General features: G+C 69.8%; 13 protein-coding genes. 10 read left to right on the forward strand and 3 right to left on the reverse strand.

Translation table 11 applies throughout. From position 1 onward, the window contains the following. Position 1 precedes the first annotated feature (1 nt). Complete coding sequence (locus QTI45_RS23675) at positions 2–835, forward strand: DNA alkylation repair protein (protein ID WP_286656052.1); 834 nt, start codon at positions 2–4, stop codon at positions 833–835. Between the two features lie 50 nt (positions 836–885). Here the strand turns inward: QTI45_RS23675 and rpoH are convergent, their stop codons facing one another. Beyond that, complete coding sequence (rpoH, locus tag QTI45_RS23680) at positions 886–1827, reverse strand: RNA polymerase sigma factor RpoH (protein WP_286656053.1); 942 nt, start codon at positions 1825–1827, stop codon at positions 886–888. Between the two features lie 185 nt (positions 1828–2012). Beyond that, positions 2013–3284, reverse strand: a complete 1272-nt coding sequence (gene ftsY / locus QTI45_RS23685) for a signal recognition particle-docking protein FtsY (protein ID WP_286656054.1) — start codon at positions 3282–3284, stop codon at positions 2013–2015. Between the two features lie 29 nt (positions 3285–3313). Between ftsY and QTI45_RS23690 the strand changes: the two genes are divergently transcribed. The 8 genes from QTI45_RS23690 (at position 3314) to pcp (ending at position 10472) form a co-directional block, all read left to right on the forward strand. After that, entirely contained in the window at positions 3314–4777 is a 1464-nt protein-coding gene (locus QTI45_RS23690) for a M16 family metallopeptidase (protein WP_286656055.1), read from the forward strand. Positions 4778–4794: 17 nt separating this feature from the next. Then, a complete protein-coding gene (locus QTI45_RS23695; RefSeq protein WP_286656056.1) occupies positions 4795–6138 on the forward strand; it encodes a M16 family metallopeptidase in 1344 nt (447 codons plus the stop codon). A 97-nt stretch (positions 6139–6235) separates the two neighbouring features. Next, on the forward strand, positions 6236–6856 hold the full coding sequence (locus QTI45_RS23700; RefSeq protein ID WP_286370185.1) for an RsmD family RNA methyltransferase: 621 nt from the start codon (positions 6236–6238) through the stop codon (positions 6854–6856). Between the two features lie 45 nt (positions 6857–6901). After that, a complete protein-coding gene (coaD, locus tag QTI45_RS23705) occupies positions 6902–7405 on the forward strand; it encodes a pantetheine-phosphate adenylyltransferase (protein WP_286369978.1) in 504 nt (167 codons plus the stop codon). Next, positions 7402–8061: a 5-oxoprolinase subunit PxpB gene (gene pxpB / locus QTI45_RS23710; protein ID WP_444813141.1), complete on the forward strand. Its 660-nt coding sequence runs from the start codon at positions 7402–7404 to the stop codon at positions 8059–8061. Before coaD ends, pxpB begins: the two co-directional genes overlap by 4 nt. Next, positions 8061–9101: a 5-oxoprolinase subunit C family protein gene (locus tag QTI45_RS23715; protein WP_286656057.1), complete on the forward strand. Its 1041-nt coding sequence runs from the start codon at positions 8061–8063 to the stop codon at positions 9099–9101. Before pxpB ends, QTI45_RS23715 begins: the two co-directional genes overlap by 1 nt. Further along, entirely contained in the window at positions 9091–9828 is a 738-nt protein-coding gene (pxpA, locus tag QTI45_RS23720; protein ID WP_286656058.1) for a 5-oxoprolinase subunit PxpA, read from the forward strand. Before QTI45_RS23715 ends, pxpA begins: the two co-directional genes overlap by 11 nt. After that, positions 9825–10472, forward strand: coding sequence for a pyroglutamyl-peptidase I (pcp, locus tag QTI45_RS23725; RefSeq protein ID WP_286656059.1), 648 nt, complete (start codon positions 9825–9827; stop codon positions 10470–10472). The genes pxpA and pcp overlap by 4 nt, the downstream gene beginning before the upstream one ends. Before the next feature lie 7 nt (positions 10473–10479). On the opposite strand, the gene QTI45_RS23730 is transcribed toward pcp, so the two are convergent. Next, positions 10480–11190 (reverse strand): alpha/beta fold hydrolase, encoded by a 711-nt coding sequence (locus QTI45_RS23730; protein ID WP_286656060.1) that lies wholly within the window; start codon positions 11188–11190, stop codon positions 10480–10482. A gap of 70 nt (positions 11191–11260) precedes the next feature. Between QTI45_RS23730 and QTI45_RS23735 the strand changes: the two genes are divergently transcribed. Beyond that, positions 11261–11935 (forward strand): histidine phosphatase family protein, encoded by a 675-nt coding sequence (locus tag QTI45_RS23735; RefSeq protein ID WP_286369973.1) that lies wholly within the window; start codon positions 11261–11263, stop codon positions 11933–11935. Positions 11936–12081: the final 146 nt, after the last annotated feature.

Consider the following 12081-nt stretch of genomic DNA (forward strand, 5'->3'; position numbering starts at 1 on the left):
CGTGGCTTCGGTCGATCACCTGAGGCAGCGCAAGGGCGCCTTTCGCATCGCGCTGATCCCGCCGGAAGTGCTGGACGCGCTCAACGACGGCCTGCTCGAGACCGTCAACCTCAACGAGTTCATGGCGCTCGAACTGCCCCGCCTGGGGCGCAGCGTGGCGGCGCAGATCGGACTCGACCCGGCCAGCGAACGGTTGGCCGATACCTTCGCGATGCTGTCGGCCTTCAAGCCGATGCAGCGCCATGGCCACGTCGCGCGGGCGCTCTATGACCTGACGGCTGTGCATCCCGAGCGCGACGCGGTGGCGCACCGGCTCGCCACCCATCCGAGCGACGTGGCGCGCTGCTGGGCGACGCAATGGATCCCGATGTCGGGACTGGCGCTGCCCGGGCAGCTCGACGCCGCCCGCCGCTTTGCCGCCGACCCGCACTTCGGCGTGCGCGAAATGGCCTGGATGGGCGTGCGCGACGCCACCATCCGCTCGCTCGAGCAGGCGCTCGAACTGCTGCGGCCGTGGGCCGCCGATCCGGATCCGAACATCCGCCGCTTCGCGAGCGAACTGACGCGTCCTCGCGGCGTCTGGTGCGCCCAGATCGACCGCCTCAAGGCCGAGCCCTGGCTGGCGCTGCCGCTGCTCGAGCCGCTCAAGGCCGACAGCAGCCGCTATGTCCAGAACTCGGTCGCCAACTGGCTCAACGACGCCAGCCGGACGCAGCCCGACTGGGTCGAAGCCACCTGCACGCGCTGGCTGGCCGAGAGCGATGCGGCCGAAACCCGCTACATCGCACGGCGGGCCTCCAGAACACTGGCGAAGCGGATGCCGGAAGCCGGCTGAAAAGAAAAAGCCCGGCGCGAGGGCCGGGCTGGTCATCGAAGCAAGGGGGCTCAGGCGTACTCGGCCAAGGCCTTCTTCATCTTCTTCATTGCGGCCACCTCGATCTGGCGGATGCGCTCGGCGCTGACACCGTAGACCGCGGCCAGGTCGTGCAGCGTCATGCCGCCCGAGCCGTCGTCGTTGACCTTGAGCCAGCGCTCCTCGACGATGCGGCGGCTGCGGTCGTCCAGCGCTTCGAGCGCGGTCGAGATGCCGTCGGTCGACAGCCGGTCGCGCTGCCGCGATTCGATCTGCGCGGTCGGCTCCTGCGACGCGTCGGCCAGGTAGGCGATCGGGCCGAAGCCTTCGTCGCCGTCGTCGGACGGGCTCGGATCGAGCAGCACGTCGCCGCCCGAGAGCCGGGTTTCCATCTCGAGCACTTCCTCGGGCTTCACGTTGAGCCGGGTGGCCATCTGCGAGACCTCGTCGGGGCTCAGCGTGTCGCGATGCGTGCCTCCGTCGGCCGCGGCCGAGTCGGCCTTGAAACCCTGCTTCATGGAGCGCAGGTTGAAGAACAGCTTGCGCTGGGCCTTGGTCGTCGCGACCTTGACCATGCGCCAGTTCTTCAGGATGTACTCGTGGATCTCGGCCTTGATCCAGTGCATGGCGTAGCTCACCAGCCGCACGCCCTGATCGGGGTCGAAGCGCTTCACGGCCTTCATGAGGCCGACGTTGCCTTCCTGGATCAGGTCGCCGTGGGGCAGGCCATAACCCAGATATTGACGCGAAATGGATACAACAAGGCGCAGATGCGACAAGATGAGCGCACCGGCGGCTTCGAGGTCGTTGTTGTCGCGCAGTTTGCGCGCGAAACCCTGCTCTTCCTCGAGCGTGAGCAGCGGCAGGCGGTTGGCTGCCGAGATGTAGGCGTCCAAGTTACCCAGCGGGGGCACCATCGACCACGGATTGGCGACGGCAAGCTGGTTGGCAGAGGCTCCAGACAGTGTTGTCATTGGGGAAACTCCTTCTTTCATAGCCATATTAGCACTCGGTTAGAGGGAGTGCTAAGCTAAGGGTTCCCCCTTATTTTCTATGGGGTCGATAGCCGGACTTGTAGTCCGGGAGCCCTATCAGCGCATGTCCAGGCGCTCGAACGGCCCACGACGAAGATGGCGGCGGAAATCGGCAGTACAAGAACCTACCCGAGCAGTGCCTGCGCGAACTCCCTGGCGTTGAAGGTCTCCAGGTCTTCGAGCTTTTCGCCGACGCCGATGAAGTAGACCGGAATCGGCCGCTCGCGAGCGATCGCGCACAGCACGCCGCCCTTGGCCGTGCCGTCGAGCTTGGTCACGACCAGTCCGGTCAGGCCCAGCGCCTCGTCGAAGGACCTGACCTGCGCCAGCGCGTTCTGGCCGGTGTTGCCGTCGATCACCAGCAGCACCTCGTGCGGTGCCGTCGGATCGGCGCGGTTGACCACCCGCTTGATCTTCTTGAGCTCGTCCATCAGGTGGATCTGGGTCGGCAGGCGGCCGGCGGTGTCGACCAGCACCACGTCCTTGCCGCGCGCCTTGCCGGCGTTGACCGCGTCGAAGCTCACGGCGGCCGGATCGCCGCCCTCCTGGCTCACGATCTCGACCGTGTTGCGGTCGGCCCAGACCAGCAATTGCTCGCGCGCCGCGGCGCGGAAGGTGTCGGCTGCGGCCAGCAGCACCGACGCTCCTTCGTTGGCCAGGTGCTTGGTGAGCTTGCCGATCGAGGTCGTCTTGCCGGCGCCGTTGACGCCGGCGACCATGATCACGGTCGGCGTGTGCTCGCCGATCACCAGCGATTTTTCCAGCGGCCGGAGCAGGTCGGTGATGGCGTCGGCCAGCAGCAGCTTGACCTGCGACGAATCGGTCGCCATCTGGCTCTTGACGCGCCGGCGCAGGTCTTCGAGCAGATGCTCGGTGGCCTTGACGCCGGTGTCGGCCATCAGCAGCGCCTCTTCGAGTTCCTCGTAGAGGGCGTCGTCGATCTGGGCGTTGACGAAGGCGGCGGTGATCGAGTTGCCGGTCTTGCGCAGGCCGCTCTTGAGCTTGCCGAGCCAGCCGCTGCGCTCGGGTGCCGGAGCCGCCACGGGGGGCGGCGGCACGGGCGTCGGGGGCGCGGGTGCCGGTACGGGTGCAGGGGCCGGGGCCGGCGCCAGGACGGGCGCGGACACGGGCGGCGCTGCGACCGGTGTGACCGGTGTGACCGGTGCGACCGGTGCGACCGGTGCGGGTGCCAAGGCTGGCGCCAGCTCCGGCGCAGCCACGGGTGCCGGCTCCGGCACCGACGCCGGCTCGGCTGGCGCGGACTTGTCGCCGAACCAGCGCGAGGGCGAAAAGACCGATTTCGGCGCGGCAGCCGGTGCTTGGGCTGGCGCAGCCGCGGGCTCGGGGGCAGGCGCCGGGCTCTCGGCCGCAGGTTTTTTCTTGAAGAAACTGAACATTGGGCGCTTTTTACAATCCGAGCCATTCTATGAAACACCCCTTGCCACGCCGCGCTGCGTCGGGTGCGGTGCTGGCTTCGGTGCTGATCGCGCTGTCGAGCCTGCCCGCCCTGGCCCAGAACGCCCCGTCCGCCTCCGCTCCCCCGGCCGCCGCCACCGCAGCGGTTCCGGCCCAGCAATTCACGCTCGCCAACGGCATGACCCTGATCGTCAAGCCCGACCGGCGGGCTCCGACGGCGGTCCAGATGCTCTGGGTCCGGGTCGGTTCGATGGACGAGGTCGATGGCACCTCTGGCGTCGCCCACGTGCTGGAGCACATGATGTTCAAGGGCAGCAAGAACCTCAAGCCGGGCGAATTCTCGCGCCGCGTGGCCGCGCTCGGAGGGCGCGAAAACGCCTTCACGACCCGCGACTACACCGGTTATTACCAGCAGATCCCGGTCGGGCAGCTGGAGCAGGTCATGAAGCTGGAGTCCGACCGCTTCGCCAACAACCAGTGGCCCGACGACGAGTTCAAGCGCGAGATCGAGGTCGTCAAGGAAGAGCGCCGCATGCGCACCGACGACCAGCCGCGTTCGCTGCTCGGCGAGCAGCAGAACGCCGCGATCTTCACCGCGTCGCCGTACCACCGCCCGGTGGTGGGCTGGATGAGCGACCTGGAGTCGATGACGCCGGCCGATGCCCGCGCCTTCTTCCAGGCCTGGTACGTGCCCTCGAACGCTGCGATCGTGGTGGCCGGCGACGTCGATGTCGAGAAGGTGCGGGCCCTGGCCGAGAAGTACTACGGCTCGATCCCGGCGCGCGCGGTGCCCGCACGCAAGCCGCGCACCGAGCCGGCGCAGCGCGGGGTGCGCCGCGTCGAATTCAAGGCGCCGGCCGAGCAGGCCTATGTCTCGCTGGCCTTCCGCGCGCCCCAGATCGCGACCGGTGACAAGTTCGACAACAGCGCCGATGCCGACTCCTACGCGCTGGTGGTGCTGTCGGCCCTGCTCGACGGCTATCCGGGCGCGAGGCTCGATCGCGCGCTGACGCAGGGGCCCGACCGCGTGGCCGATTCGGCCGGCGCCTATTCGGGCTTCGTCGGCCGCGGGCCGCAGATCTTCGTGCTCGACGGCGTGCCGGCGGCGGGCAAGACGCCCGAAGCGGTGGAGGCCGCGCTGCGGGCCGAGGTCGCCAAGGTGGCGCGCGATGGCGTCGGCGCGGCCGAGCTGGCCCGCGTCAAGACGCAGTGGGTGGCCAGCGAGACCTACAAGCTCGACTCGGTGATGGCGCAGGCGCGCGAACTCGGCAGCAACTGGGTGCAGGGCCTGCCGCTGGACGCCAGCCCGCGGATCATCGCCAAGCTGCAGGCGGTGACGGCCGAGCAGGTGCAGGCGGTGGCCGCCAAGTACTTCGGCGACGACCAGATGACGGCGGCGACGCTGCGGCCGCTGCCGCCGGAAACCAACCGCCGCCCGCGCGGCTTCGCGGCGCCCGCGGGCGATCTGCGTTGAAACAAGGCTTTGACCCGATGTTCGATTCACGACTACTCACCCTGCGCGCTGCCTTGGCCGGCGCCGCGCTTTCGCTCGGCGTGGCCGCCCAGGCCGCCATTCCGATCCAGCACTGGAGCCTGCCGAACGGCGCCAAGGTCTACCTGGCCGCCACCCAGGCCCTGCCGATCGTCGATGTCCAGATCGACTTCGATGCCGGCGGGCGGCGCGATCCGCCGGCCCAGGCCGGCCTGGCCTCGGTGGCCGCTGGCATGGTCGAGAAGGGCATCCGCGCCCAGGGAGGCGAACCCGCGCTCGACCAGAATGCGCTCGGCGAGGCCTGGGCCGACCTCGGCGCGAACTTCGATGCCAGTGCCGGCTCGGACCGCACCAGCTTCACCCTGCGCACGCTCTCCGACCCAGCGCTGCTCGACAAGGCGGTGCGGCTGGCGGCGCGAGAGATCGGAGAGCCGGCCTTTCCGGATGAGGTGTGGAAGCGCGAACGCGAACGCATCAATGCCTCGATCCGGGAAGCCAACACCAAGCCAGCGACCCGCGTCGAGCGCAGCTTCTCGCAGGCCGTCTACGGCGCCCACCCCTACGGCCTCGAAACCACCGAGGCGACCCTGGCGCAGATCGACGTGGCGGCGATGCGCGCGCACTACGAGCGCATGATCCTGCCCTGTCGTGCCAAGGTCAGCATCGTCGGCGCGGTCACGCGGGCCCAGGCGGAAGGCATCGCCACCACGCTGTTGTCGAGGCTGCCGGCCGGCGGTGCCTGCGCCGAGCTGCCGCCGGTGCCCGAGGTGCAGCCGCTGGCGGCGGCGAAGAACGAGCACCTCCCCTTCGACTCGGCGCAGGCCCACGTGCTGATCGGCCAGCCCGGCTACCGCCGCGCCGACCCCGACCATTTCGCGCTCACTCTCGGCAACTACGTGCTCGGCGGCGGCGGCTTCGTCTCGCGCCTGACCGAGGAAGTGCGCGAGAAGCGCGGCCTGGCCTACAGCGTCTACAGCGGCTTTTCTCCGGGGCTGCATGCGGGTGCCTTCCGCATCGGCTTCCAGACCCGTCCCGACCAGGCTGCCGAAGCAGTGAAGGTGTCGAACGACGTGCTGGCGAAGTTCGTCGCCGACGGCCCGACAGCGGCCGAACTGAAAGCCGCCAAGGACAACCTGGTCGGCGGCTTTCCGCTGCTGCTGGACAGCAACCGCAAGCTGCTGGGCAACGTCGCGAACATCGCCTGGAACGACCTGCCGCTGGACTACCTCGAGACCTGGACCGCGCGCGTGAACGCGATCACAGTGGCCGATGTCAAGGCCGCCTTCGCGCGCAAGCTGCAGCCCGAGAAGATGGTGACCGTGGTGGTGGGCGGAAGGCCTTGAGGCCCCCACGCTCGCACTTCGTGTACTCGCTGCCGGGGCGGTCGGCTGCCGTTAAGCTCCGGGTGTGAAAACGAAGTCCAGAACACCCGCGCCCTCGCTGCCGGCCAAGCCGAACAAGCTCGCCAAGGCACCGCATTTCGTCCGCATCATCGGCGGCCAGTGGAAGCGAACCCGCCTCGCGGTCGCCGACAAGCCCGGGCTCCGGCCCACGCCCGACCGGGTGCGCGAAACCCTCTTCAACTGGCTCGCCAGCCTGGCCGGCGCCGGCGGCGGCGACCTGCCGGGCTGGCAGTGCGTCGATGCCTTCGCCGGCACCGGTGCGATCGGCCTCGAAGCGGCCTCGCGCGGCGCCGGCTCGGTGTTGCTCTGCGAGCAGGACCCGGCCCTGGTCGCCCAACTGCAGACGCTGAAGACCAAGCTCGGCGCCGACGCGGTGCGCGTCGAGCGCGGCAATGGCGTCACGGCCCTCGAGCGCGTGCCGGCCGGCAGCCTGCATGCGGTGTTCCTCGATCCGCCGTTCGAGAACCCGGCGCTTTACGAACCAGCCTTGCGCGCTTCGCTGCGGGCCCTGCGTCCCGAAGGCGTGGTCTACCTCGAGGCGGCGCGGCGCTGGAGCGACGAGGAGCTCGCCGCCCTCGGCCTCGCGGCCTACCGCTACCTGAAGGCGGGTGCAGTGCACGCCCATCTTCTGCGGCCCGCGGCGAACCCCGCTGCATAATCCGCCGAACCGAGCCACCAGGTCCGAATCAGGAGGAAGCAATACATGTCCAGCAACGTGATCGCGGTGTATCCCGGCACCTTCGACCCCATGACGCTCGGCCACGAGGACGTGGTGCGCCGAGCGACCCAGCTGTTCTCGCGGGTCATCGTCGCCGTGGCGGCGGGACACCACAAGAAGGCGCTGTTCACGCTGCAGGAGCGCATGGACATGGCGCGCGAAGCGGTGAAGCCCTACAGCGACCAGGTCACGGTCGAGAGCTTCTCGGGCCTGTTGCGCGACTTCGTGGTGGCGCGCGGCGGCAAGGCGATGGTGCGCGGCCTGCGCGCCGTCACCGACTTCGACTACGAGTTCCAACTGGCCGGCATGAACCGCTCGCTGATGCCCGAGGTCGAGACCGTCTTCCTGACACCCAGCGACAAGTACCAGTTCATATCGAGCACCTTCGTGCGCGAGATCGCGATGCTGGGCGGCGAAGTCGACAAGTTCGTCTCGCCCAACGTCCAGGAAAGCCTCATGGCCAAGGTTCGCAGCCTCGGCCGCGAATGACCGAAGGCTTGCTCAGGCTGCACTCGCTGGGCGAAGCCGCCCTGGTGTGCGAACTGCCGGCACCGGCGACGCTGGCGCAGCAGCAGCGGATCTGGGCGCTGGCCGCCGAAGCGCTGCGGTGGCGCGGCGTGCACGAGGCGCTGCCGGGCATGAACAACCTGAGCCTGCTGTTCGATCCGTCCCAGATCGACATGGTCGAGCTCGAGATGCAGGTGCTGTCGGCCTGGCCGCAGCTGTCGGCGGCCGGCATCGAGGGCCGGCGGATCGAGATCCCCGTGGCCTACGGCGGCGAGTCCGGCCCCGATCTGGCCGAGGTCGCCCGGCATACCGGTCTTTCTCCAGCCGAGGTCGTGAAGCGCCACAGCGCGGGCGACTACGTGGTCTACCTGCTCGGCTTCCTCCCGGGCTTCGCCTTCATGGGCGGCCTGGCGCCCGAGCTCGCGACGCCGCGGCGCAAGGAGCCGCGAGTCGCGGTGCCGGCACGCTCGGTCGGCATCGGCGGCGAGCAGACCGGCATCTATCCGCTGGTGTCGCCGGGCGGCTGGCAGCTGATCGGCCGCACCTCGCTCGACATGTTCGATCCGGACGCGGCCGAGCCGACCCGGCTGCGCCCGGGCGACCGGGTGCGCTTTGTGGTCGAAAGCATGGAGGCCTGATGGCGGCCAGCGCCGGGCTCACGATCCTGCGGCCGGGCATGCTGGCCTCGGTCCAGGACCTCGGCCGCCATGGCCATCGCCAGCTCGGCATCTGTCCGGGCGGCGCCCTCGACACCCTGGCGTTGACTCTGGCGAATCGCCTGGTCGGCAACCCCGACGGCGCCGCCGGCCTCGAACTCACGATGGGCGGCTGCGAGATCCGCTTCGAGGCGGCGACGCGGATCGCGATCGCCGGCGACGATTTCGGCGCCACGCTCGACGGCGCGCCGATCTGGCCGTACTGGAGCATGCCGGTGGGCGCGGGACAGGTGTTCAGGCTCGCCGGCGCCAATCGATCGCCGCTCAAGGCGGGGCTGCGCACCTGGCTGGCGGTGGCGGGCGGCGTCGACGTGCCGGTGATCCTCGGCTCGCGCAGCACCGACCTCAAGGCCGGCTTCGGCGGCCACCAGGGGCGGGCCCTGAAGAAGGGCGACCACCTCTTGCTGGGGACCGCAGGGCTCGATGCGCAGCAGCTGGCGCGGCGCCCGTTCGGCGTCCGCGGGCCCGGCGCGGGCCCCGAGCGGGATCGCACGACCGTGCTGCGCGTGATGCCGGGCCCCGAGTTCGGGCAATTCACGATCGCCTCGCGCGAGGCGCTGTGGGGTGGTTCCTGGCGCATCACGCCGCAGAGCAACCGCATGGGAAGCCGGCTCGAAGGCGTCGAGCTCAAGCGCCGGCGCGCGGTCGACATGCTGTCCTCGGGCGTGATCCCGGGCACGATCCAGGTGCCGCCTTCGGGCCAGCCGATCATCCTCATGGGCGATGCCCAGACCACCGGCGGCTACCCGCGCATCGGCGTGGTGATCCGCGCCGATCTCTGGAAGCTGGCCCAGGCCCCGCTCAATGGCCGCCTGCGCCTGCAGCAGGTGGATTCGGCCGATGCCCTGGCTGCCTGGGACGAGCGCCGGCGCTACCTGGCGCAGGTGGCGCAGGGACTGGCCTCTGCGGGCTGGGTCGCAGCGGCGCAGAATCAGGCCCAAGGAGTACCCGATGCAGATTGACCTCAATGCCGACCTCGGCGAAGGATGCGACAACGACGAGGCCCTGCTGGGCCTGGTGAGCTCGGCCAACATCGCCTGCGGCTGGCATGCCGGCGACGCTCGCACGATGCAGCAGTGCGTGCGCTGGGCGATCGCCAACGGCGTTGCGATCGGCGCCCACCCGAGCTTCCCGGACCGGGAGAATTTCGGCCGCAGCACCATGAACCTGCCGCCTGACGAGATCGTCTCCGGCGTGCTTTACCAGATCGGCGCGCTGGCGGCGATCGTCAAGGCCGAAGGCGGCCGGCTGGCGCACGTCAAGCCGCACGGCGCGCTCTACAAGCAGGCGGTCAAGGAGCCGGCACTGGCCGCGGCGATCTGCGAGGCGGTGCGCCGCTTCGACCCCTCGCTGCGCTATTTCGGCCTGGCCGGCAGCGGCATGATCGGTGCCGCCGAGCGCGCCGGACTGACCGCCGTCGAGGAGGTCTTCGCCGACCGCGGCTACATGCCCGACGGCAGCCTGGTGCCGCGCAGCCAGCCCGGCGCCCTGATCGATGACGAAGAGGCCTCGCTGGCGCAGACCTTGTCGCTGGTGCGCGACCACCGGGTGCGCGCGATCGACGGCAGCCTGGTCGCGGTGAACGCGCAGACCGTCTGCCTGCACGGGGACGGCCCGCATGCGCTGGCCTTCGCGCGCCGCATTCGCGAGCGGCTGGCGGCCGAAGGCATCGCCGTGGCGGCGACGTGAACATCCTGCTGACCGGCTTCGAGCCTTTCGACGCCGAGGCCGTCAATCCGTCGTGGGAGGCGGTTCGCGCGCTCGATGGCTGGCGCCTGCAGAGCGCCGTGGTGCATGCGCGCCGCATCTCATGCGTCTTCGGCACCGCCTTGCGCGAGCTCGATGCCGCGATCGACGAACTGCAGCCGCAGCTGGTGCTGGCGGTCGGCCAGGCCGGCGGCCGCGCCGAACTCACGCCGGAACGGGTGGCGATCAATGTCGACGACGGCCGCATCTGCGACAACGCCGGCTGCCAGCCGATCGATCTGCCGGTGGTGGCCGGCGCGCCGGCGGCCTATTTCGCGACCTTGCCGATCAAGGCCATGGTGCGCGACCTGCGGGCCGCGGGCATACCGGCCGCGGTGTCGAACACGGCCGGCACCTTCGTCTGCAATCACCTGTTCTTCGGCCTGATGCACCGGATCGCGACCCGGCCGGTGGCGGCCATGCGCGGCGGCTTCATCCACATTCCCTACCTGCCCGAGCAGGTCGCGCGGCGGCCGGGGCTGCCGAGCATGGCGCTCGACACCGTGGTGGCCGGCTTGCGCATCGCGATCGCCACCGCGCTCGCGGTCCGCGAGGACGTGCGCGAGACCGGCGGCCAGCTGCACTGAGCGTCTTCTAGGCCGCCTCGACCCAGCGCTCGAGCCAGGCGCCGAGGGTCGCGTTGACGACCTCGGGCCTTTCCATCGTGAGCATGTGGCCGCACTGCGCGACCCAGACCAGCTCGGCCTGCGGAATGAGGGCGGCGATCTCGCGCGAGCATTCGGGCGGTGTCAGGCGGTCGTTGTCGCCGCACATCACGAGCACCGGACAGCGCAGCGCGGGCAGGTGAGGGCGGGCGTCGGGCCGCACCATCAGCGCCCGGTTCTGCCGCACCAGCTGCTGCACGCCGGCGTCGAGCACCAGGTCGACGTAGCGCTGCAGCAGCGCCGTATCGCCCACGCGCGAAGGATGGAAGGCGATGCCGGCATTGAACTCGATGACGTCGCGGGCCTCACCGTTCTCGAACAGCTCGATCGCGGAACCCCGCAGTTCGAACATCTCGGGCGTCTCGGCGCGCGCGTTGGTGCCGAGCAGCGCCAGGCCCGCGATGCGTGCCGGGTCCTGGCGCGCGGCCTCCATCGCGACCATGCCGCCCATCGATGCACCGCAGAGGATCAGCGGCCCCGCGTTCTCGGCCAGCACGGCCGCGGCCATGGCTTCGATGCGGTCGTGCCGGGCGTGGGCATCGCTCACCTGCACATGAAGGGCGGAAGGCAGCGCCGGCCGCTGGGCTTCGAAAAGGCGTTCGTCGCAGGCGAGACCGGGCAGAAATACGAGACTTGGCATGCCCGGATTCTCGGCGAAGCGCGCCGGTCGCACGCCGGACACCCGCTGCGGGGAGAATAGACGCCAGCCTATGCCCACCATCACCGAACTCATCCTGATCCGCCACGGCGAAACCGATTGGAACCGCGAGCTGCGTTTCCAGGGCCACATCGACGTGCCACTCAACGACATGGGCCACGAGCAGGCGCGCCGGCTCGGGCTGCGGCTGGCCGGCGAGCCGGTGCAGCAGCTCATCAGCAGCGACCTGATGCGGGCGCAGCAGACCGCTGCGCCCGCAGCGCGCCAGCTCGAACTCGAGATCCTCACCATGGCGGCGCTGCGCGAGCAGCACTTCGGCGTCGTCGAAGGCATGCGCGCCGACGAGATCCAGACGCTGCATCCGCGCGCCTGGGAGGACTGGCTGCAGTTCCGCGAGGACCACGCGATGCCCGAGGGCGAGTCGCCGCGCCAGTTCCATGCACGGATCATCGAGGCGCTGGGCCGCATCGCCACGGCGCACGCCGGCCAGAAGCTGCTGGTGGTCACGCATGGCGGCGTGCTCGACATGGTCTGGCGCACGGCCCGCGGCCTCGGGCTCAACGGGCCGCGCCAGAGCGACATCCCCAATGCCGGCTTCAACCGCATCCGCATCGCCGACGCGGCGCAGCCCGAGCAGATCGAGATCGTCGACTGGGCCGACATCCGGCATCTGGCGGACCTGCCGGCACAGCCGACCTATGACCAGAGCCGGCATTTGAAAGCGTGATGCTTTGCGGGACAGACCAAGAACTGCGCAGCAGTTTTGCTCTGTCCTCAACTGACCAGAACCTTGCGGGACAGACCAAGAAACTGCGCAGCAGTTTTTGCTCTGTCCTCAACTGACTAGAAGGGATTGATCAGAGATCCCGCAAG

It is taken from the genome of Variovorax saccharolyticus, assembly GCF_030316765.1.
GTDB classification, from domain to species: domain Bacteria; phylum Pseudomonadota; class Gammaproteobacteria; order Burkholderiales; family Burkholderiaceae_C; genus Variovorax; species Variovorax saccharolyticus.

Excerpts from the sequence above, each read along its gene's own strand:
- coaD (WP_286369978.1), top strand. The coding sequence starts at position 6,902 with ATGTCCAGCAACGTGATCGCGGTGTATCCCGGCACCTTCGACCCCATG.
- pxpB (WP_444813141.1), top strand. The coding sequence starts at position 7,402 with ATGACCGAAGGCTTGCTCAGGCTGCACTCGCTGGGCGAAGCCGCCCTG.
- rpoH (WP_286656053.1), bottom strand. The coding sequence starts at position 1,827 with ATGACAACACTGTCTGGAGCCTCTGCCAACCAGCTTGCCGTCGCCAAT.
- pxpA (WP_286656058.1), top strand. The coding sequence starts at position 9,091 with ATGCAGATTGACCTCAATGCCGACCTCGGCGAAGGATGCGACAACGAC.
- QTI45_RS23690 (WP_286656055.1), top strand. The coding sequence starts at position 3,314 with ATGAAACACCCCTTGCCACGCCGCGCTGCGTCGGGTGCGGTGCTGGCT.
- ftsY (WP_286656054.1), bottom strand. The coding sequence starts at position 3,284 with ATGTTCAGTTTCTTCAAGAAAAAACCTGCGGCCGAGAGCCCGGCGCCT.
- QTI45_RS23730 (WP_286656060.1), bottom strand. The coding sequence starts at position 11,190 with ATGCCAAGTCTCGTATTTCTGCCCGGTCTCGCCTGCGACGAACGCCTT.
- QTI45_RS23735 (WP_286369973.1), top strand. The coding sequence starts at position 11,261 with ATGCCCACCATCACCGAACTCATCCTGATCCGCCACGGCGAAACCGAT.
- QTI45_RS23695 (WP_286656056.1), top strand. The coding sequence starts at position 4,795 with ATGTTCGATTCACGACTACTCACCCTGCGCGCTGCCTTGGCCGGCGCC.
- QTI45_RS23715 (WP_286656057.1), top strand. The coding sequence starts at position 8,061 with ATGGCGGCCAGCGCCGGGCTCACGATCCTGCGGCCGGGCATGCTGGCC.